The organism is Undibacterium sp. GW821-FHT07F11 (genome assembly GCF_059418665.1).
Window position 1 is genome coordinate 40036 of record NZ_JBWKQH010000013.1, and the last position, 20299, is coordinate 60334.

At 51.2% G+C, this 20299-nt stretch carries 19 protein-coding genes; 13 read left to right on the plus strand and 6 right to left on the minus strand.

All coding sequences use genetic code 11. The features are described 5' to 3' along the window. Positions 1 to 85 precede the first annotated feature (85 nt). Genes AC07OI_RS27165 through AC07OI_RS27175 form a run of 3 tightly spaced genes read right to left on the minus strand, consistent with a single transcriptional unit; the run spans position 86 to position 1856 of the window. Entirely contained in the window at positions 86 to 388 is a 303-nt protein-coding gene (locus AC07OI_RS27165; RefSeq protein WP_492709293.1) for an antibiotic biosynthesis monooxygenase family protein, read from the minus strand. Positions 389 to 435: 47 nt separating this feature from the next. Next, entirely contained in the window at positions 436 to 1470 is a 1035-nt protein-coding gene (locus tag AC07OI_RS27170) for an AI-2E family transporter (RefSeq protein ID WP_492709291.1), read from the minus strand. Beyond that, entirely contained in the window at positions 1467 to 1856 is a 390-nt protein-coding gene (locus tag AC07OI_RS27175) for an MAPEG family protein (RefSeq protein ID WP_495259342.1), read from the minus strand. The genes AC07OI_RS27170 and AC07OI_RS27175 overlap by 4 nt, the downstream gene beginning before the upstream one ends. Before the next feature lie 294 nt (positions 1857 to 2150). Between AC07OI_RS27175 and AC07OI_RS27180 the strand changes: the two genes are divergently transcribed. After that, positions 2151 to 2714: a glycine zipper 2TM domain-containing protein gene (locus tag AC07OI_RS27180; protein WP_495259343.1), complete on the plus strand. Its 564-nt coding sequence runs from the start codon at positions 2151 to 2153 to the stop codon at positions 2712 to 2714. Between the two features lie 265 nt (positions 2715 to 2979). Next, positions 2980 to 4440: a sensor domain-containing diguanylate cyclase gene (locus AC07OI_RS27185; protein WP_495259344.1), complete on the plus strand. Its 1461-nt coding sequence runs from the start codon at positions 2980 to 2982 to the stop codon at positions 4438 to 4440. Here AC07OI_RS27185 and AC07OI_RS27190 read toward each other — a convergent pair. Further along, positions 4425 to 5261: a Rossmann-like and DUF2520 domain-containing protein gene (locus tag AC07OI_RS27190; protein ID WP_495259345.1), complete on the minus strand. Its 837-nt coding sequence runs from the start codon at positions 5259 to 5261 to the stop codon at positions 4425 to 4427. The two genes, AC07OI_RS27185 and AC07OI_RS27190, sit on opposite strands and share 16 nt — an antisense overlap. Positions 5262 to 5264: 3 nt before the next feature. Further along, positions 5265 to 5966, minus strand: a complete 702-nt coding sequence (locus AC07OI_RS27195; protein ID WP_492709282.1) for a Crp/Fnr family transcriptional regulator — start codon at positions 5964 to 5966, stop codon at positions 5265 to 5267. A 298-nt stretch (positions 5967 to 6264) separates the two neighbouring features. Between AC07OI_RS27195 and AC07OI_RS27200 the strand changes: the two genes are divergently transcribed. The 11 genes from AC07OI_RS27200 to AC07OI_RS27250 all read left to right on the plus strand — a co-directional run bounded on the left by AC07OI_RS27200 (position 6265) and on the right by AC07OI_RS27250 (position 19073). Beyond that, a complete protein-coding gene (locus AC07OI_RS27200; protein WP_495259346.1) occupies positions 6265 to 8217 on the plus strand; it encodes an AMP-dependent synthetase/ligase in 1953 nt (650 codons plus the stop codon). An 11-nt stretch (positions 8218 to 8228) separates the two neighbouring features. Continuing rightward, complete coding sequence (locus tag AC07OI_RS27205) at positions 8229 to 9017, plus strand: ABC transporter ATP-binding protein (protein ID WP_186955877.1); 789 nt, start codon at positions 8229 to 8231, stop codon at positions 9015 to 9017. 88 nt (positions 9018 to 9105) lie between these two features. Further along, positions 9106 to 10002, plus strand: coding sequence for a branched-chain amino acid ABC transporter permease (locus AC07OI_RS27210; protein WP_492709346.1), 897 nt, complete (start codon positions 9106 to 9108; stop codon positions 10000 to 10002). Positions 10003 to 10162: 160 nt separating this feature from the next. Continuing rightward, positions 10163 to 11221: a branched-chain amino acid ABC transporter permease gene (locus tag AC07OI_RS27215; RefSeq protein WP_492709277.1), complete on the plus strand. Its 1059-nt coding sequence runs from the start codon at positions 10163 to 10165 to the stop codon at positions 11219 to 11221. A 120-nt stretch (positions 11222 to 11341) separates the two neighbouring features. Then, entirely contained in the window at positions 11342 to 12643 is a 1302-nt protein-coding gene (locus tag AC07OI_RS27220) for an ABC transporter substrate-binding protein (RefSeq protein WP_492709275.1), read from the plus strand. A gap of 66 nt (positions 12644 to 12709) precedes the next feature. Then, entirely contained in the window at positions 12710 to 13579 is an 870-nt protein-coding gene (locus tag AC07OI_RS27225; RefSeq protein ID WP_492709273.1) for an ABC transporter ATP-binding protein, read from the plus strand. A 215-nt stretch (positions 13580 to 13794) separates the two neighbouring features. Next, positions 13795 to 15042, plus strand: coding sequence for a phenylacetate--CoA ligase family protein (locus AC07OI_RS27230; RefSeq protein ID WP_492709271.1), 1248 nt, complete (start codon positions 13795 to 13797; stop codon positions 15040 to 15042). A gap of 214 nt (positions 15043 to 15256) precedes the next feature. Continuing rightward, on the plus strand, positions 15257 to 15715 hold the full coding sequence (locus AC07OI_RS27235) for a (2Fe-2S)-binding protein (RefSeq protein ID WP_495259347.1): 459 nt from the start codon (positions 15257 to 15259) through the stop codon (positions 15713 to 15715). 11 nt (positions 15716 to 15726) lie between these two features. Next, positions 15727 to 17973: a xanthine dehydrogenase family protein molybdopterin-binding subunit gene (locus AC07OI_RS27240; RefSeq protein WP_495259348.1), complete on the plus strand. Its 2247-nt coding sequence runs from the start codon at positions 15727 to 15729 to the stop codon at positions 17971 to 17973. Positions 17974 to 18107: 134 nt separating this feature from the next. Next, positions 18108 to 18566 (plus strand): cache domain-containing protein, encoded by a 459-nt coding sequence (locus AC07OI_RS27245; protein ID WP_492709265.1) that lies wholly within the window; start codon positions 18108 to 18110, stop codon positions 18564 to 18566. 72 nt (positions 18567 to 18638) lie between these two features. Continuing rightward, positions 18639 to 19073 (plus strand): DUF3052 family protein, encoded by a 435-nt coding sequence (locus AC07OI_RS27250; protein ID WP_492709263.1) that lies wholly within the window; start codon positions 18639 to 18641, stop codon positions 19071 to 19073. Between the two features lie 26 nt (positions 19074 to 19099). On the opposite strand, the gene AC07OI_RS27255 is transcribed toward AC07OI_RS27250, so the two are convergent. Continuing rightward, on the minus strand, positions 19100 to 20212 hold the full coding sequence (locus tag AC07OI_RS27255) for a carbonic anhydrase (protein WP_495259349.1): 1113 nt from the start codon (positions 20210 to 20212) through the stop codon (positions 19100 to 19102). Between the last annotated feature and the right edge of the window lie 87 nt (positions 20213 to 20299).

The following is a 20299-nucleotide window of genomic DNA, read 5'->3' on the forward strand; positions in this document are numbered from 1 at the left end:
AGCGCCACAGGCAAATCATGACTTGATAAGCTTGGGATGAAATCCCGGTAATCAAGTCGGAATTATCCCAGGCTACACAAAAAAATCACTCAGACTTGGCTAAAAGATCAAAATGTTCCACCACAGGGGCACTGGCAAAATAGGGGCCGACGATGGCACGCCAGTCTGCGAATGCTGCAGATTCACGAAAATCCACAGTGTGGTTCTCCAAAGTTGCCCAATAAATCATGAGCAGATAGCGTTCTGGCGACTCTATGCCTTTTTGTACCTTGAAACCCAGGAAACCTTTGGCATGGCGTATCACTTCGTCAAGGCCACGCTGTATGGCGATATCAAATTCGGCTTGCTTGCCAGCCTGTATGCGTAGATCAGCTAACTCCAAAATCATATTTGCCTCTTGATAATAATAAAATTATTCTTTATCGCTGTTCTGGATCAAACCAGACCCCGGTCGCTGAGCTCTTTCTTGATATAAGCATAAAACACAGGAGCGGCGACCACACCGGGAACGCCAAACAGGGTTTCCATGACCAGGATGGCGGTCAGCAATTCCCAGGCTCTGGCGTTGACCTGAGCACCGATGATGCGTGCGTTCAGGAAGTATTCTGCCTTATGAATGACAATCATGAAAACCAGCGAAGCGACCGCCACATTCAGGGATTGTGACAATGCGACGATCACGATAACCGTATTGGAAATGATATTACCTGCGACCGGGATCAAACCCGCCAGGAAGGTTATGGCGATCATGGTCTTGGTCAGTGGCAGATGCACGCCTGCCATAGGCAGGATGGCCGCCAGATAAATCGCCGTAAACACAGTATTGATCAAAGAAATCTGTACCTGGGCGAACACGATTTTATGAAAAATCTGACCCAGGTTGCTGATCCTTTGTTGCATGGCAGCGGCAAAGGGTTTGTGGTTGCTGTCGCCACTGACATCCCTGAGCGCGATCATGCTGCCTATGATCATGCCCAACAATAAGTGCACAATCAGGTGACCAGCTTCGGGCACCAGCTGTTTCGCTTCACCGGCATGCTCACGCAACCAGTGCGTCATCATTTCCCTCAAAGCTTCGACATCTTCCGGAAGGTTAGTACTCACCCACTCAGGCAACTGGTGACGCGAAGCTTCAATAATATCAGCCAGCTTTTGCAGCAGACTGTGTAAATTCCCGGCATCACTGCGTAAAAAGGCGTGGATCGCCCAACCAGCCAGTATTAAGCCAGTAATCAGCAAAAACGATAAAAACACCACCGCAATCATGCGCGGCTGCTTGTGCCTGAAACGCAGGGCGATCGCCGGTGCCAGCACATGGATAATGGAAAAAACCAGCAAACCGGAAAACAGGGCAACCAGCAAGCCTGCCTTCAATACCAGCAACAGGGCGATGCCCATAAGGATATATGAAGCATAGATGGATAGCGACAATGTTTGACTGGCCGGACGGGCAAGAATTTTATCTTTCATTTCAGCACTCCGCTCAAACCCACTACTGCGCCCAGCATCAAAGCCACTGCCGCCAAACCTGAAATCAGGAAGCCCATGGAACGCTTGCCTGCATCTTGCAGATAAGCCAGGGCATACATGATGCGCCCGACCAACCATGCCAGACCCAGCAAAGCAGCTGGTATATCGCCACTCCAGACTGCGCACAACCATAGCGCCGGGAAGAACAAAACCATTTGCTCCACCGTATTTGCCTGCACCCGCATGGCGCGCAAGAACTCAGGTGGGCCATCCATGGCTGGTGCCTTAACCCCAAGCTTCATACGCAAACGCCCTACGGTCATTACATTCCAGATATACATGCAGAGTACGGCAAGTGTTAACCAGGATGTCCATTGCAAATGCATAAATTCTCCAGTGAGGATACTTGAGTGGCCTGAGAACCACCCAGATGAGGCCAATGATATAAAGTACAAGAATACAGTACCAAAAGTACATTGAAACAGACACTTACATTTTCATGTCTTCTATTTTAAAGGCTTAAGCGTTATATAGAGACTATCACAGGATGCAGACAGAAATACGCAATACCCGGCCGCCCTTTTATTGCCTTATTTGCATGTTTATTATACAGGCGAGCTTGTAGAAGCTTAGAGGCCAAGGTGATGTTTATCACATGATCATATCGAAAGAGGTAAAAAATGAAATTTTCATTCCCCACATTTTCCAAAACAGCACCTGTGCTGGCCTTGTTAGCCGCTACTGCTGTTATTCCCGCTGCCCATGCTGCTGATTTTGATGATTATGCGCGCGTCGTCAGCGTTACCCCGCAGGTTGAGCAAGTCAATGTGCCTCGTCAGGAATGCCGTACTGAATATGAAACCAGCCAGCGCAACTATCCTCGTCAGCAACAGGCAGAGCGCAGCAATGGCGGTGCCATCATAGGCGGCCTGGCAGGTGGTTTGCTGGGTAGCCAGGTTGGTGGCGGCAATGGCCGTATTGCTGCGGCAGCCGTAGGTGCTGTGACTGGTGCCATTGTTGGTGACCGCGTTGAGAATAATGGCAATAACGGCAACAATTACAACAGCCAGCCTGTCTATGAGAGCCGTCCTGTACGTCAGTGCCGCAACATCGACAGCTGGGAAACCCGTACCAATGGCTATGCCGTGACGTATGAGTACCATAACCGTACTTATACTTCCGTCATGCCCTATGATCCGGGTTCACGCCTGCGCATCCATGTGTCTCTGACGCCACGTCCTTAATCTGGATCACACCATCTACACTCACAAATGCCGCTGCAAAGCGGCATTTTTTTTCATATGGTGCTAAAAAATCCCTGCGCAGTATCCGAAACCCTGCCACTCTGTGTAAAACACAAATGCAATGTAGGTATTTTGCACGCCTGCAAGCGTAAAACCAGCTCATGACAATGAGTTTGCCGCCAAATTGACCGGAATTTGCATGGGTTTATAGTATTATCTTGCGGCAAACCTCACGCTCATGCTCCGTCTCTCATTCATGCAAAAAATGTTAAAAAAATACGGTCTGCTGGTCTGGCTATCCCTGATCCTGATTGCAGGTTTTGTTTCCACTACCGTGGCATCTTTTGTCGTTTCCCGTGATGCCATACAACAAAGCATCTCCGAACAAACCCTGCCCATTACCGGTGACAATGTCTATTCTGAAATCCAGAAAGACATATTGCGCCCGGTGTTTGTCTCTTCACAAATGGCGCATGACACTTTTTTGCGTGACTGGATCATCAATGGTGAAGAGGATAAAGACCAGATCGTTAAATACCTGAAAGAAATCAAGCAAAAAAACCATGCGATTTCCAGCTTTCTGGTGTCAGATCAAAGTCACAATTATTATCATGCCGATGGCGTGCTGAAGACCATCAGCGATACCGAACCACGTGATCAATGGTTCTTCCGGGTGCGTGGCTTGAAAAGCGATTATGAAACCAATGTCGATGCCGACATGGCCAATCGCGACACCATGACCATCTTCATCAATTACCGCATCCTCGATTATTCAGGGAAGTTCATTGGTGTCACAGGCATAGGCATGACGCTGGACACCATGAAAACCCTGATAGACAGTTATCAGACCCGCTTCCACAGGAATATCTTTTTCGTCGACCAGAAGGGCAATATTGCCCTGGCTGGCAACAACATGAAAAAGATACGCAGCAATTTAAGCAATATGTCAGGACTGAGCAGCCTGGCACCACAAATCCTGGCTAACCGCAAAAGTGAATCCCAGCATCTGGAATACAAGAGCGAGAATGAAACCATACTCGTCAACGCACGCTTTATTCCTGAGCTGGGCTGGCATTTGCTGGTAGAGCAGGAAATGGGGAATGAGATCAAGCCCTTGCAAAATATCTTCCTTATCAATATCGCTATCAGCGCTGGCATCACCCTGATTATCCTGGTGATTCTGTTACTGACAGTCAGGCGTTATCAAAAGCGCCTGGAAAAATCAGCGTCCACCGACACCCTGACCAATTTACTGAATCGCCAGGCGTTTGATTTCGTTTTCCAGCAAGCCCTGCTCGACAGTGAACGTTCGCGCCAGCCCATGTGCGTAGTCTTGCTGGATATCGATTTTTTCAAGAAAGTGAATGACAAGCAGGGCCATCTGGTGGGTGACCATGTGCTTAAGGAAATCGCCATGATATCCAAGCGCTCACTGCGTGAAAGCGACATTATCTGTCGCTGGGGTGGCGAAGAATTCCTGATCCTGTTGAAGAACTGTACGCTGGAAAAAGCGACCTCGATCGCCGAGAACCTGCGCAATACCATCGCCAACAATGACTTTTCGCGCACCACTGACCTGACACGCACCCGCCTGTCAATTACCGTCAGCATGGGTGTGGCTGAATGCAAGGACAAGGAAAGTGAAGCCAGCGTCTTTGAACGTGCCGACCTGGCTATGTATCAAGCCAAGGAAAATGGCCGTAACAGCGTTTATTTCTCTGAGTGAGAATTCCGCGCAGCCGCCAGGTCTATGGTGGGCTGCGTAAATGCCTGATACAAGTCCCCAGCCTGCTGATCCCAGCCGTTGAGCCTGGTTTGCTGTAAAGCGACGGTCTGCATGTCGCCACGGGCGATAGGGCCGGTTAGCGCAGCCTGTGTGCCCAGATTGAAGATATTCTCCAGTGTTTGCCGTGCCAGCGGTGCCGCCATCTTTTGCGCCACATCTGCCGGTATGCCAGCCGCCTGATAAGTGCGCAAAGCGACTTCCATCAGGGTCACCAGATAATTGCTGGCAAACACAGAACCGGCGTGATACAGCAATTTATTGTCTGCCTGGATGATGACGGTCTCTGCGCCTATGGCTTGCAAGGCAGGTCGCAATAATGTGAGTGCAAACTCACCACCTTCGAGGCTGCATATCGTGCCGGCAAATTGTTCTGCCAGCAAATCGACATTGGCAAAACTGCGTACAGGATGGACACTCGCTACAGCCGCGCCTGCCAATCTGGCAGGCTGCAACTCTGTCGATGCCTTGGCACCGCTACAATGGAAAATGACGCTGCCTGCCTTCAACAAACCGGCATCCGCCAGTTGCTGGCAGACACTGGCGATCTGGTCATCACTGACGCTCAGCATGGTGACATCGGCGGCTTGCAGTTGCGCGATTGCATCGACAGCCTGCCCTGCCCCCAGCCATGCCACAGCATCGCTGGCACTGGCCAGACTGCGGTTCAAGACCTGTTGTAGGGCAAACACCTGCTGGCGCCGGAAGTTTTTGGCGAGTACCTTGCCAACTTTACCTGCACCGATGATATTCAGGGTCTTCATGCTTCATTCTTCCGGGAAGCGGCGCAGGCCTTCAAGGTCAAGTATGGTGATGCCGCCATAGTCCACGCTCAGCAGATTTTTCTTTTCCAGCAGTTGCAAAGCCTGGTTGGCCCGCTGGCGCGAGACACTGGAGATATAACCGATTTCTTCCTGCGATATCTGAATTTGCATGCTGCTGCCAGCTTTCAAACCGGGATTCAAATACGGGTGGAACATGGCTGCCAGGCAACGGGCAACCCGGGTATCAGGATCAAGCATGCGGTCGTATTCAACCAGGGAGATAAAAAACCCCAGACGCTCGTTCAATTGATGCAGGAGAAAGCGGTTAAACGGAATACTGTTATCCAGCAAATAAGTGAAAGTAGCACGTGGCATATGTGCCACACGGGTATCACGCAGGGCCACTACATCATAACGACGCAGTTCCGTCTTCAGCAGCGAACCTTCACCAAACCAGCCGCCCGCCAGCATGCAACTGAAAGTCACGGTCTTGCCATCGGGCGAAATACTGCTCATTTTCAGGAAGCCATCGATGACACCCATCCAGTGCTCTACCGGATCACCTTTGCGGCAAACATAAGCACCGGCAGGAATGAAACGCTCGACAACTTCGTCTTCCACTTTTTGCATATGTTCTGGCGACAGCATGCTGGCCCACAGGGACTTGGCAAACCGCTCTTTAGGGTCGCTGATTTTTTTTGTCATATTTGTGCAACGCACCACAGAAAATTGCTTCAATTTTTCAGATTGTCAGTCGAATGACAACCACCGGCCCCTGAAGGGTCTACTATCGCTTCAACAAAAAGAAATACGGAGACATTGTAAGCGAGTTGCCCACTACAGCGAAGACTGTAGACAGACTCAATGGCAATTCATTGCATCTCGCCACAGGCCTACCGTAAAGTCCCCTAAGCTGAAGCAATAAGTAAGTTGTAAGTCAGCAGTAAGGGGGCATCAGGACACTCACATGAAGTAAGCCCTAAAACAATAGGCTGGTGGAGACATGAATCAAAAAGAAGCAGCGAATTCGACTTTTCCCAGGTTGTTATTGCAGCATGGGAAAACACGGCCACAACATCCGGCTTTCCGCGAAAAAGACCTGGGTATCTGGCAAACCTGGAACTGGCAGCAAGTCAATGCAGAAGTGCGCGCCCTTGCCTGTGGCCTGGCTGCACAGGGCTTCAAGCGTGGCATGAACCTGGCCATCATAGGCGACAACCGCCCGCGCCTGTACTGGGCCATGGCTGCCGCGCAATGTCTGGGTGGCATACCCGTGCCTTTATATCAGGATGCACCGGCTGCCGACATGGCCTATGTTTTGGAAAATGCCGAAATTGCCTTCGCTATCGTCGAAGACCAGGAACAAGTTGATAAGTTGCTGGAGATTAAACAACAGTATGCAGGCATACAACATATTGCCTTTGATGATGACCGTGGCATGCGCCATTATCACCAGCCTGAACTGACTTCCTACGCTGCCCTGCAGGAACTGGGCCGAGCTTTCGATATCACCCATCCTGATTTTTTCATGAGAGAAGTGGAACTCGGTCAGCCAGATGACACTGCCGTCATGCTGTACACCTCAGGCACCACTGGCAAGCCCAAAGGTGTTTGCCAGTCTCACCGCTCTTTCATGACAGCTGCAGTGGGCGGTATGGAATTTGATCAGCTTACGGCACAAGAAGATATCCTGTCTTATCTGCCCATGGCATGGGTAGGTGATCACCTGTTCTCCTTCGCCCAGGCCATGGCTGTAGGCTTTACCGTGAATTGCCCGGAATCCAGCGAAACTGTCTTGACGGATTTACGCGAAGTCGGCCCCACGTATTATTTTGCCCCGCCCCGCGTGTTTGAAAACATGCTGACCACGGTCATGATACGTATGGAAGACGCGGGCACAATCAAGCGCAAACTGTTTGCCCATTTCATGGATCTGGCGCGCCGTGTCGGTTCTGACATACTCGATGGCAAAGCCGTCAGTGGCATGGACCGACTGCAATATACGTTCGGCAATCTGCTGATTTATGGCCCACTGAAAAATGTACTCGGCTTGTCACGCGTACGGGTTGCCTACACTGCCGGTGCCGCTATCGGCCCTGATTTGTTCCGCTTCTATCGCTCCATCGGTGTCAACCTCAAGCAGTTGTATGGTTCCACTGAAACCTGCGCCTATGTCTGCTTGCAGCCGGATGGCAAGATCAAGTTTGACAGCGTAGGTGCAGCAGCACCCGGTGTCGAAGTCAAGCTCGCGCCAAATGGTGAAGTGCTGGTCAGGTCAGATGCCATGCTGACGGGTTACTACAAGCGCCCCGATGCAACGGCAGAAGTCATGGATGAACAAGGTTACTTCCACACCGGTGATGCAGGCATCTTTGACCAGGATGGACACCTGAAAATCATCGACCGTGCAGCCGATGTCGGCAAGATGAATCAGGGTGATATCTTTGCGCCCAACTACATAGAAAACAAACTCAAGTTCTTCCCCTTCATCAAGGAAGCGGTGGTCTTTGGCCATGAACGCGATACCGTGTGTGCCTTCATCAATATCGATATGGAGGCAGTCGGCAACTGGTCAGAAAGACGCGGCATTGCTTATTCTGGTTATACCGATCTGGCTGCCAAGGCCGAAACTTATCAACTGATACTGTCGTGCATAGAAAAAGTGAATGCAGATCTCGCCAGTGAAGACTTGATGGCAGGTACGCAGATACACCGTTTCCTGGTACTGCACAAAGAACTCGATCCTGATGATGATGAGCTGACCCGCACCCGCAAGGTCAGACGCAAATTCATTGCCGAAAAATATGCCGTGCTGATAGACGCCCTGTATTCAGACAAGCGTTCGCAGTTCATAGAAACCCTGGTCAAGTTTGAAGATGGCCGCCAGGGCAAGGTCAGTGCCGATTTGCATATCAGCGATGTCAAAACATTTTCTGCCCAAAAGCTGGCTGCGTAAGGAATATATAAATGGCAGATAACAGAAAAATCGGTGAAGTCATCCTGGACTTGCAAAACATCTCTTTGGCCTTTGGTGGCGTCAAGGCTTTGACGAATATCTCCTTCAATGTCAGGGAACATGAAATACGCGCCATCATAGGCCCCAACGGTGCGGGCAAGAGTTCAATGCTGAATGTCATCAATGGTGTGTATCGCCCACAACAAGGTGACATCACTTACCGTGGCCAGCACCGCAAGGACATGAATACCTATGCTGCCGCAAAAAGCGGTATCGCCCGTACTTTCCAGAACATCGCCCTGTTCAAAGGCATGAGCGTACTCGACAATATCATGACGGGCCGCAACCTGAAAATGAAAAGTAATTTCCTCATGCAAGCCTTGTACTGGGGCCCTGCACAAAAAGAAGAAATTGCCCATCGTGAAAAAGTGGAAGAAATTATCGACTTCCTGGAAATCCAGCATATACGCAAGATACCGGTGGGCAGGCTTTCTTATGGCTTGCAAAAACGCGTGGAGCTGGGTCGGGCACTGGCAGCCGAGCCGGAGATTTTATTGCTGGATGAACCCATGGCTGGCATGAATGTGGAAGAAAAGCAGGACATGAGCCGCTTCATCCTTGATGTCAATGACCAGCTGGGTACCACCATCGTTTTGATTGAACATGATATGGGCGTGGTCATGGATATTTCTGATCGCGTGGTCGTGCTCGATTACGGCAAGAAAATCGGTGACGGTACACCTGCTGAGGTGCTGGCGAATCAGGAAGTGATTAACGCTTATCTTGGTGTGGCGCATTGAAGATGGGAAACCTCTGTACCTCTGTGTTGAGAGGTCTTCTGTTCAAGATTCATGTTTGCTTAACGTAAGCTGAGAGCTAGAAATGAATATTAGTTTTTTCTTTGAAGTGTTTATCGGCGGCTTGCTGTCCGGCGTCATGTATGCGCTGGTGGCGCTGGGCTTTGTGTTGATCTACAAAGCCTCAGGCGTCTTCAATTTTGCGCAGGGGGCGATGGTTTTTTTTGCTGCCCTGACTTGCGTAGGCCTGACCGAAAAATTTGAAATGTCATTATGGCTTGCGATACCGTTGACCATGATGGTGATGGTGGCGCTGGGTCTGGCAATCGAACGGGTAGTATTGCGGCCGCTGGTGAACCAGCCTGAGATTACCTTGTTCATGGCCACCATAGGCCTGACATTTTTTATCGAAGGCCTGGCGCAATTACTGTGGGGTTCACAACCACACAAACTGACATTGCCTATTGAAGACGTACCCATAGAATATTTCATGGAGAAATTCAATATCCTGGTGTCGCAATTCGATGTCATCGCCGCGCTGATTTGTGCCTTGCTGGTGACTGGTCTGGCCCTGCTGTTTTCCAAAACCAAGATAGGTCGTGCATTGCGTGCGGTGGCTGATGATCATCAGGCAGCGCTGGCCGTTGGCATTCCCTTGCAACAAATCTGGGGCATAGTCTGGGCGGTTGCCGGTTTTGTCGCCCTGGTTGCTGGCCTGTTGTGGGGTGCCCGTAATGGTGTGCAGTTTGCGCTGACCTTCGTGGCCCTGAAAGCCTTGCCGGTATTGATTTTGGGTGGATTCACTTCCGTCCCCGGCGCGATTGTTGGCGGCCTGATTATTGGTGCATCTGAGAAACTGGCAGAAGTGTACATAGGCCCACTGGTGGGTGGTGGTATAGAAGGCTGGTTCCCGTATGTGCTGGCATTGCTGTTCCTGCTGGTCAGGCCAGAAGGTTTGTTTGGTGAAAAAATCATACGCAGGATTTAATGTCCTGCAGTTCAGCACAATAAGGATTTACGCAAAATTGTCACAGCAAGGTGTAGCGACGAAGACAATACGAATAGTACAGCGAGGAGCGGCAACGCAGCTGGGGCGGTTTTGCGAAAGTCCTAATAATCAAACGTAATTAGCAGAGTAGAGGAACACTATGTTCTACCGTGAAGCAGGTCAGTTTAAAACGAGTTACCAGGCAGATAGCCAGATTTTCCCGATACGGCAAGACCGTATCGGTATTGCCATCGTCCTGATCGCAGCATTTGTTGCCGTACCCGGACTGGCAACCGATTATGCGTTTTCTGCGATTTTCATTCCCTTCCTGATTTTCTCGCTGGCAGCGCTGGGCTTGAATATCCTGACTGGTTATGCCGGGCAATTGTCACTGGGTTCAGCAGCCTTTATGGCGGTGGGTGCCTTTGCTTCTTATAATTTTGTCTTGCGCATACCCGGCATACCGGTCTTGCTGGCTTTCGTACTTGGTGGTTTGTCAGCGGCCATGGTAGGTATTGCGTTTGGTTTGCCGTCGCTGCGCATACGCGGTTTTTACCTGGCAGCAGCCACGCTGGCAACCCAATTTTTCGTGGTCTGGTGCCTGACCAAAATACAGTGGTTTACCAATTACAGTTCTTCCGGCGTCATAACGGCGCAAGAAATGGTGATCATGGGTATGAGCATCAATACCCCAGTCAAAAAATACCTGCTGACCCTGACGGTAGTGTGCGTCATGGCCATGCTGGCCAAGAATATGGTGCGCTCCAACGTGGGCCGCTCATGGATGGCGGTGCGTGACATGGACGTAGCGGCAGAAGTCATCGGTTTCCGTCTCATGCGCACCAAGTTGCTGGCTTTTGCCGTGTCTTCATTTTACTGCGGCATTGCCGGTGCCCTGTATGCCTATGCCTATCTGGGTACGGTAGAGCCAGAAGCCTATAACCTCGACCTGTCTTTCCGTATCCTGTTCATGATCATCATTGGTGGTGTCGGCTCCATACTCGGCTCCTTCCTGGGTTCTGCCTTCATCATCCTTTTGCCCATCGTCCTGAACCTGATTGCCCATGGCCTGTCTTTGCCTACCAATGTAGCGTCAAACCTGGAACTGATGGTATTTGGCGCATTGATTATTTTCTTCCTGATCGTTGAACCACATGGTCTGGCGAGGTTGTGGCAAATCACCAAGGAAAAATTGCGACTCTGGCCTTTCCCCCATTGAGTGGCAGTAACAAGATTAGTACCAACAGTAAAAGAGAGTTCATAATAAAGATGCTTCGCCTTTGCAACAAGAGGTAGAAAAGCATCAGGCAATATCCATCCAAAACCACAAGGAGACAATATGAAACTGCTTAAATCCCTGCTCATGGCCTCGGCAATCCTGGGTGCCGTCAATGCAGCCCAGGCGAATGATCAATTCATTCCCGTCCTGTCTTATCGCGTTGGCCCTTATGCGGCTGGCGGTTCAGGCTTTTACGGCGGTGCCATCGATTATTTCAATCTCATCAATGCCAAGGGTGGTTTGAATGGTGTGAAGATTTCCTGGGAGGAATGCGAGACTGAATACAATGCTTCGCGCGGCGTCGAATGTTATGAACGCCTGAAGAAAAACCAGGGTGGCGCATCACTGATAGAGCCACTGTCTACCGGTATCGCCTACGGTATTCTCGATCGCGTCGCTGAAGACAAGATCCCTTTGACTACGCTGGGTTATGGCCGTTCTGATGCGGCCAATGGTAAAGTTTTCCCGTATGTATTCCCGCTGATCACCAGCTACTGGAACCAGGCTGCAGCGATGACCAAATACCTGGGCGATAAATCCGGTGGCCTAGACAAACTCAAGGGCAAGAAAATTGTCCATCTCTACCATGATTCTGCCTTTGGTAAAGAACCTATCCCGGTACTGGAAGCACAGGCCAAGCAATATGGCTTCGAACTCATCAAGATCCCGGTTGCTCATCCTGGTAATGAACAACAATCGCAATGGCTGCAAATTCGCCAGGCCAATCCTGATTACGTGATCCTATGGGGCTGGGGAGTCATGAATGCAGTAGCGATCAAGACCGCGCAACGCAATGGTTATTCTCGTGAAAAAATGCTGGGTGTCTGGTGGGCGGGTTCAGAAGAAGATGCGATCCCGGCTGGCGATGCAGCAAAAGGCTATACCGCGATGACCTTCAATACGCCAGGCAATTACCCTGTGCTCGATGAAATCCGCAGCAAGGTCTATGCGGCTGGCAAGGGCAATCTGGGTGACAAATCCCGTATCGGTTCCGTGTATCACATGCGTGGTGTGACTGCTGCCATCTTGTGGACAGAAGCCATCCTGAAAGCGCAGGAGAAATTCGGCAAAGGCAAACTCATGACTTCCGAGCAAATCCGCTGGGGCTTTGAAAACCTGAATGTCGATGAAGCACGCCAAAAAGCTTTGGGTGCGATGGGCATGTTCCCGCCAGTGAAAACTTCTTGCGAAGACCATGAAGGTTCCGGCGCTGTCAAGGTACAGCAATGGACCGGCGATAAGTGGAAAGCCATCACGCCTAACTGGGTTACTGGTGACAAGGCCTTGACACGTGCCATGCTGGAAGAGTCATCCAACAAATATGCGGCTGAGAAAAAAATCACACCTGCCTGTTTGAAGTAAAAAAGTAAGCGACGGAGGCCTGGCCTCCGTCGTCCTGGCAATACTAATTCATAGCACATCAAGATCATGAGCGTACACAGCATTACGGCAGAAGCAGCGGGCGCAGCAGGCAATACGGCGGCAGCAGCGGCCGACATCGCCTATCTCAGCGTCAACAATATTGAAGTCATCTACGATCATGTGATCCTGGTGTTGAAAGGTATTTCCCTGCAAGTGCCGCAAGGAAAAATCGTCGCCTTGCTGGGTGCCAATGGGGCGGGTAAATCAACCACGTTGAAGGCGATATCAACGCTGCTGAGAAACGAGCGCGGCGATATCACCAAGGGCGATATTACTTTCCGCGGGCAGCGCGTTGATCACCTGACGCCGAATGAACTGGTCAAGCGCGGCCTGTCACAAGTCATGGAAGGCCGTCACTGTTTCGGGCATTTGACTGTGGAAGAAAACCTGCTGACCGGAGCCTACACGCGCAGCCTGTCGCGCAGTGAACTCAAGGCTGAACTGGAAAAGGTGTACCACTACTTCCCACGCCTGCGTGAGCGCCGTAATTCGCAGGCGGGCTATACCTCGGGTGGCGAGCAACAGATGTGCGCGATAGGTCGCGCCCTGATGGCCAAGCCGTCGATGATTTTGCTCGATGAACCATCGATGGGCATCGCACCACAACTGGTGGAAGAGATTTTTGAAATCGTCAAAAGCCTGAATGTGCAAGAAAAAGTATCTTTCCTGCTGGCCGAACAAAATACCAATGTCGCCCTGCGTTACGCAGACTTTGGCTACATCCTGGAAAACGGCAGGGTCGTCATGGAAGGCGAAGCCAAAGACCTTAGCAGCAATGAAGACGTCAAGGAATTTTACCTCGGCGTCTCAGGTGCAGGCCGCAAGAGTTTCAAGGATATGAAGTTTTATAGAAGGCGCAAACGCTGGCTGGCATGAGAACCTGCTTACGATCTTAAGCGCGAACGCAGTTGTTGCTTATGTGGGGCTCATGTGCTGCTCAAAATGCTCATGTACTTAAGTACATTCCGCTTTTTGCGCTGCGTGTTTGTTACCCTGACCCCGCTGACACTCGCTCGCTACAGATCGTCAACAGGTTCAAAAAATCTTAATGAATGCAACAAAAAATAAATCAACCACTATAGAGCATGCTCATGAGTGACTATCTGGACGCCCTGGAAACCCGCAATCCACAAAGCCGCGAACAAGCGCTGATGAACAAGCTGCCGCAATTGATTGCCCATGCCCAGACTGCAGAAGGCTGGGGCAGAATATTGCAGGGAGTGGATGCACATGACATCAAGAGCCGCAGTGCACTGGCACAATTGCCGGTGACACGGAAATCCGATCTCAAGGATCTGCAAAAAGCCTTGCCGCCCTTTGGTGGCCTGAATACTACTCCGGCGCGCCAGATGGGACATATCTTCATGTCGCCCGGTCCCATCTTTGACCCTGAAGGCCGCGGCCAGGACTGGTGGCGCTTTGCGCGCCCCATGCATGCCATAGGCTTGCGTGCTGGCCACCTCTTGCAAAACTGTTTTTCCTACCATTTCACACCTGCCGCCTTCATGGTGGAAAGTGCCGCTGCCCGTATAGGTTGTGCAGTCATCCCGGCCGGTATAGGCCAGACGGAAATGCAGGTACAGGCCATGGCCGAATTGCGGCCTGATGCCTACATAGGTACGCCCAGTTTTTTGAAAATCATCCTGGAAAAAGCGCTGGACATGGGTGCCGATATTTCCAGCGTACAGCGCGCCATTGTCGGTGCAGAAGCCTTGCCGCCTTCCCTGCGCAAATGGCTGCAGGAACATGGTGTGGCCCATGTATTGCAAATCTATGCGTCAGCCGATATAGGCAATATCGCTTATGAAAGCATGACCGATGGCCAGGTCAATCCCGGCATGATACTGGATGAAGACTTGATACTCGAAATCGTCCGTCCCGGCACGGGTGACCTGGTGGCGGAAGGTGAAGTCGGTGAGGTCGTCATCACTTCCTTTAATCCTGACTACCCCCTGATACGTTTTGGTACAGGTGACATGTCAGCGATACTGCCAGGCACTTCAGCTTGTGGCCGTACCAACCAGCGCATCAAGGGCTGGATGGGGCGGGCGGACCAGACTACCAAGGTCAAGGGTATGTTTGTCCATCCTTCGCAGGTGGCAGAAGTCGTCAAGCGCCATCCTGAAATCAGCAAGGCCAGGCTGGTCGTTACCGGTGAAATGGCGAATGACGTCATGAGCCTGCATTGTGAAACCCTGGCTGCCAGCCCTGTACTGCAAGCTGCCATCATTGATAGCCTGCGCGATGTCACCAAATTGCGCGGTGATGTGCAGTTTGTTGCACCCGGCAGCCTGGCGAATGATGGCAAGGTTATAGACGACGCCCGCAAATACGAATAAAACCAAGCGCTTCTGACGCTGGGACAACAAAAAACCACGGAAAAGACAGCTTTTCCGTGGTTTTTGTCTCTCTTGCACCAATGTTCCAAAAATATTCTATAGTAGTTAGGTAAACCAAATATGGATGAACCTGCCTGCCAGACTTGTCCACTCTGTTTCCCCCGTTTTTTCCTGTTCTGCCCTGCAACCACTACACCGGATGGAGAACCGTTCCATGACTGCACTGAATATCAATAGCAAAGAACACCAGGTTGATGCCGATCCTTCCACGCCCGTGCTCTGGGCGCTGCGTGATTCCCTCGGTCTGACTGGCACCAAGTTTGGCTGCGGTGCAGCATTGTGTGGCGCCTGCACTGTGCATTTGAACGGCCAGGCAATACGCTCTTGCGTCACCCCCATCTCTGCTGTCGCAGGGCAAAAAATCACCACCATAGAAGCCATGAGCCAGGACAAGGTCGGCAAAGCCGTGCAAGCAGCCTGGATCAAGCATGACGTTGCCCAATGTGGTTACTGTCAAAGCGGTCAGATCATGAGCGCCACGGCATTGTTAAAAACCAACAAGAAACCCAGCGATGCTGATATCGACGGTGCCATGGCAGGCAATATCTGCCGATGTGGAACTTATGTGCGCATCCGTGCCGCCATCCATGATGCTGCATCCACTCTGGCCTGAGGAGAATAGCCATGCATTTTGAAGCCCGCCTCGATGAATTACCACGCCATTTGCAGTCGCTATTGCAATCCACTACACCTGAAACCGCCTCTGCTGGCCTGAGCCGCCGCAGCTTTTTGAAGATGGCAACTGCCAGCGGCTTTGCCCTGGGTTGCTATCCCATACTGGCAACTGCACAGGATGCCGCTGCCAAAGCACCTGCAGGCTTGAAGCCTACCGAACAACCTGGCGCATTCGTACAGATCGCCAAGGATGGCACAGTCACCGTCACCTTCAACCGCCTGGAATTTGGCCAAGGCGTGCAAACCAGCCTGCCATTAATACTGGCAGAAGAACTTGATGCCGACTGGTCCAAGGTCAAAAGCGCAAATGGCAATAACCACCCAGCCTATGTCGACCCGGCATTTGGCATGCATTTGACGGGTGGTTCGAACTCCATCGCCCATTCCTATACCCAGTACCGAGAACTCGGTGCGCGTACCCGCGCGATGCTGGTGCAAGCTGCAGCCAACCAGTGGCAAGTTGATCCTGCCAGCCTGCGTACCGAGAATGGCAATGTCATTGGCCCCGGTGGCAAGAAGCTGGGTTATGGCGAACTGGCTGATGCTGCGATGAAATTGCCAGTGCCAGAAAAAGTCACGCTGAAGGACCCGAAAAACTTCCGCCTGATAGGCAAACCCACAGGTCGCCTGGACGCAAAAGCAAAATCCACAGGCACTCAGGATTTTGGTATTGATACCCATTTGCCCGGCATGCTGACTGCCGTAGTGGTACGGCCACCGGTATTTGGAGCCAAGGTCAAGACTATTGATGACACTGCCGCAAAAGCCATCAAGGGTGTCAAGGCAGTGCTGCGCGTACCGACGGACCGTGGTGGCGAGGGCGTGGCGATTATTGCGACCGGTTATTGGCCAGCCAAACAGGCCCGCGATGTACTGAAGCTGGAATGGGATACCGATGGTGTGGAAAAAGTCGATTCCGCCAAAATGCTGGCCAGCTACAAGGAATTGGCCAAGAAGCAAGGTGCACTCAAATTCAATGATGATGTCTCAAAAATAGCAGCAGCACCGCATAAGCTGAATGCAGAATTTGTCTTCCCCTATCTTGCGCATACCCCTATGGAGCCGCTGAACTGCACGGTTGCCATCAAAGGCGACAAGGCAGAATTGTGGATGGGTACGCAAATGCCCGGCCTGGATGGTTTTGCAGCCGCCAAGACCCTGGGCCTGAAGCCGGAAAATATCGCAGTACATACCCAGTATGCAGGCGGCGGTTTTGGCCGCAGGGCGATTGCCACCAGCGATTATGTGGTGGAAGCCTGCCATGTCGCCAAGGCCGCGCAAACAGCAGGACTGGATGCCCCGGTACGCACGCTGTGGAGCCGGGAAGATGATGTCAAAGGTGGTTACTACCGCCCCATGCACTTGCACAAGGCCGAAATCGGATTTGATGCTCAGGGAAATATCCTTGGCTGGGATCATGTCATCGTCGGCCAGTCCATCGTCGGCGGCACACCGTTTGAATCCATGATGGTCAAGGATGGCGTGGATATCACCGCAGTCGAAGGCATGAAAGAGCCGTATGAAATGCCTATGCGCCTGTCTGTCCATCATCCCAAGATCAATGTGCCGGTCTTGTGGTGGCGCAGCGTGGGTTCTACCCACACCGCCTTTGTCATGGAAACCCTGCTCGATGAAATTGCCCAGACCACCAAGCAAGACCCGGTAGCTTATCGCCTGAAACTCATGGGTGACAAGCATCCACGGCATAAAGCGGCATTGCAACTGGCGGTGGAAAAATCTGGTTATGGCAAGAAGAAATTGCCAGCAGGACGAGCTTATGGTGTGGCTGTACATGAATCATTTTCTTCCGTCGTTGCTTACGTCGTTGAAGCATCCATGAAAAATGGCCAGCCCAAGTTACATAAGGTGACTGCGGGTGTGCACTGCAACCTGGCTGTCAATCCAAAAAGCGTAGAAGCCCAGGTGCAGGGTGCGGCGCTGATGGGGCTCTCCATGTGCCTGCCAGGTGCTGCCATTACGCTCAAGGATGGTGTGGTTGAGCAAAGCAACTTTGGTGATTTTGTGGTGCCACGCATTACCGATATGCCACAGATTGCCGTCCATATCGTCCCTAGTGCAGATGCCCCTACCGGCATGGGTGAGCCTGGCTTGCCCGCACTAGCACCTGCTTTTGCGAATGCCATCGCCAGGGTCAGTGGCAAGCGCTGGCGCGAGCTGCCTTATAAACCCGCATAAGCAAAGCTAATTTTTGTTACTTGCATGCAATGTAGGTAGTAATGAAGCGCAGATAGTTGTATGTTGAGGGATATCAGATTCCAGGAGTTTGATGATTGCTGGAATTTGGTATCCCACAATAAAGGAGACTTATCATGCGTAGTTTCATTAAATTCCTGACACTGACTTTATTCAGTATTTTTGTCAGCCAAAGCGTATTCGCTGCAGACCATGGTACGGCGCAAGAAGCTGAGGCCATGGTGAAAAAAGCCATTGCCCATATCAAATCCAAGGGAGCAGATGCGGCCTACCCTGAATTTAATAATCCCAAAGGTAATTTCAGTGACCGCGACCTGTATATTTTTGTACTCGACATGAGTGGTAAAACCCTGGCTCACGGTGCCAATCCCAAGCTCTTGGGCAAAAATATCAGTACGCTAAGAGATGTCGATAACAAAGCCTTTATTGAAGAACTCCTGGCAACCGCAAAGAGCAAGGGAAAAGGCTGGATAGATTACAAATGGCCAAATCCGACTACCAAGGCCATAGAATTGAAATCCACCTATTTTGAGAAATCTGATGATGTCGTCGTTGGTTGTGGCATCTATAAGTAAATGCTGTTCGGGCTCATCTGATTGATGTTAAGCAGTATCTGAAAGGATACTGCTTTTTTAATTTTTTTTGCGATGAATTCTACTTCCACCGGCTATTCCGGTACACCACTGGCAAAGAAACTGGGCATACAAACTGACAGCCATGTTTGCGCCAGACATGCGCCTGAAAACTATCTGGATTTGCTGGCAGCCTTGCCAGACGGTGTGGTGTTTGACAAAAAGACTACGCCTGCGACAGATATCGTCCACCTGTTCACCGACAAGAAAACTGTCCTCGTCAAAGAATTGCTGACCTGTAAAGCAAGCTTGAGAAGTGATGCTGCAATCTGGGTATCATGGCCCAAGAAAGCCTCGAAAGTGCCTACCGACATCACGGAAGATACGATAAGGGAAGTCGCCCTGCCCATGGGCTATGTGGATATCAAGGTCTGTGCTGTCAGCGATATATGGTCAGGCTTGAAACTGGTGGTGCGCAAAGAATTGAGGCCGGACTGGCCAGCCTCATAACGTCGTCTATTGACACTTGTTACCGCTTAATTTGATTCCTTGATCAGACGACCAGAGTTCTTTTGTATGGGCCGTGCATTCATGGGATACAGGCGGCTAAATATCGTCAACTGGTCTGGTGAAATTTCTACCGGTTCTTTCATGACCAGCCACAACACACCTTCGCTGCAGGGTGGTGTCGTCAGTGAACCCATATAGGTATAGTAATCACGTTTGACTGGCAGTATGTCGTTCATGTCCATGGTCGTCAAAGCCTGTACTGGATCATTCTTTTCCAGCGGCAGGTTATTCCAGACATGCTGCACCAGACTGTGCGACTTGCCACGTTCTATCAGCACGGCCACCACGGCCAGTTTGCCATCAGCATCCTTGTGCACCAGGTGAGCGACCATTTCAAAGCTCTTGCCATTCACACGTTCTTCGGATGGCTTATGGAAATGGAATTGCACCAGTTCATAATTATGGCCCAGCACATTGATATAGTTACCCGCACCAATATTCACCTGTATGGTGTGACCATTATCAATGACAGAAAAACGGCTGGGCTTGTAGTCAAAGGCAATCGGGTCGAGATCCACCTTGATACCATCGCGGATATCGATGGGTGATTGTCTTTCGCCTATGTCGCATTTGGCATTGGCAGCATTGAGCTTGCCCCAGTTCAAGGGACCGCCTTCGCCCTTATAGCTCCAGTGTATATCGGCATGACTGGCCGCCAGCCCGCCTGCTGCTGACGCACTATTGGTACCATGATCACTCTTGGGCCTGGCAACTTCGGGTCTGCGTATTGGCGGCGCATAAGATGGCCGCATGACGGGCTTGGGGGCGCTACGCGCTGCGGCGTCATCCTTGTCCTTGCGAATAACGCTGAGACGTTCTGCTATGCGTGCAGCCAGTTCATCTGCAGCCAATGCTTCTTTGGCACGAATAGCGGCTTCCTTGGCGGACTCCTTGCTCTCTTTGGAAGTGGATTTGCGCTCTTCTTTGGCTGGTGCGGCCGCCGATGCTGATGCAGAAGCCGGGCCAGAAGCTTCTTCCTTCGCTGATGCAGGCTTGATAGGTTTGGACGGTGGCGGATCGTTCGCCTGAGCGGACAAGACCAACAACATGGGGAGCAGCAGAGCGAGAGAGCGGCGCATAGTGGAGTGAATTTAGGATATCGGTTTGCAGAGAGATACCTTAGTTACGGCAAGTCTCTTTGCAAACTTGAATCCTGAAAGCAATGT

Excerpts from the sequence above, each read along its gene's own strand:
- AC07OI_RS27195 (WP_492709282.1), bottom strand. The coding sequence starts at position 5,966 with ATGACAAAAAAAATCAGCGACCCTAAAGAGCGGTTTGCCAAGTCCCTG.
- AC07OI_RS27250 (WP_492709263.1), top strand. The coding sequence starts at position 18,639 with ATGAATTCTACTTCCACCGGCTATTCCGGTACACCACTGGCAAAGAAA.
- AC07OI_RS27165 (WP_492709293.1), bottom strand. The coding sequence starts at position 388 with ATGATTTTGGAGTTAGCTGATCTACGCATACAGGCTGGCAAGCAAGCC.
- AC07OI_RS27170 (WP_492709291.1), bottom strand. The coding sequence starts at position 1,470 with ATGAAAGATAAAATTCTTGCCCGTCCGGCCAGTCAAACATTGTCGCTA.
- AC07OI_RS27240 (WP_495259348.1), top strand. The coding sequence starts at position 15,727 with ATGCATTTTGAAGCCCGCCTCGATGAATTACCACGCCATTTGCAGTCG.
- AC07OI_RS27190 (WP_495259345.1), bottom strand. The coding sequence starts at position 5,261 with ATGAAGACCCTGAATATCATCGGTGCAGGTAAAGTTGGCAAGGTACTC.
- AC07OI_RS27235 (WP_495259347.1), top strand. The coding sequence starts at position 15,257 with ATGACTGCACTGAATATCAATAGCAAAGAACACCAGGTTGATGCCGAT.
- AC07OI_RS27225 (WP_492709273.1), top strand. The coding sequence starts at position 12,710 with ATGAGCGTACACAGCATTACGGCAGAAGCAGCGGGCGCAGCAGGCAAT.
- AC07OI_RS27180 (WP_495259343.1), top strand. The coding sequence starts at position 2,151 with ATGAAATTTTCATTCCCCACATTTTCCAAAACAGCACCTGTGCTGGCC.
- AC07OI_RS27205 (WP_186955877.1), top strand. The coding sequence starts at position 8,229 with ATGGCAGATAACAGAAAAATCGGTGAAGTCATCCTGGACTTGCAAAAC.
- AC07OI_RS27245 (WP_492709265.1), top strand. The coding sequence starts at position 18,108 with ATGCGTAGTTTCATTAAATTCCTGACACTGACTTTATTCAGTATTTTT.
- AC07OI_RS27230 (WP_492709271.1), top strand. The coding sequence starts at position 13,795 with ATGAGTGACTATCTGGACGCCCTGGAAACCCGCAATCCACAAAGCCGC.
- AC07OI_RS27185 (WP_495259344.1), top strand. The coding sequence starts at position 2,980 with ATGTTAAAAAAATACGGTCTGCTGGTCTGGCTATCCCTGATCCTGATT.
- AC07OI_RS27220 (WP_492709275.1), top strand. The coding sequence starts at position 11,342 with ATGAAACTGCTTAAATCCCTGCTCATGGCCTCGGCAATCCTGGGTGCC.
- AC07OI_RS27200 (WP_495259346.1), top strand. The coding sequence starts at position 6,265 with ATGAATCAAAAAGAAGCAGCGAATTCGACTTTTCCCAGGTTGTTATTG.
- AC07OI_RS27215 (WP_492709277.1), top strand. The coding sequence starts at position 10,163 with ATGTTCTACCGTGAAGCAGGTCAGTTTAAAACGAGTTACCAGGCAGAT.
- AC07OI_RS27175 (WP_495259342.1), bottom strand. The coding sequence starts at position 1,856 with ATGCATTTGCAATGGACATCCTGGTTAACACTTGCCGTACTCTGCATG.
- AC07OI_RS27255 (WP_495259349.1), bottom strand. The coding sequence starts at position 20,212 with ATGCGCCGCTCTCTCGCTCTGCTGCTCCCCATGTTGTTGGTCTTGTCC.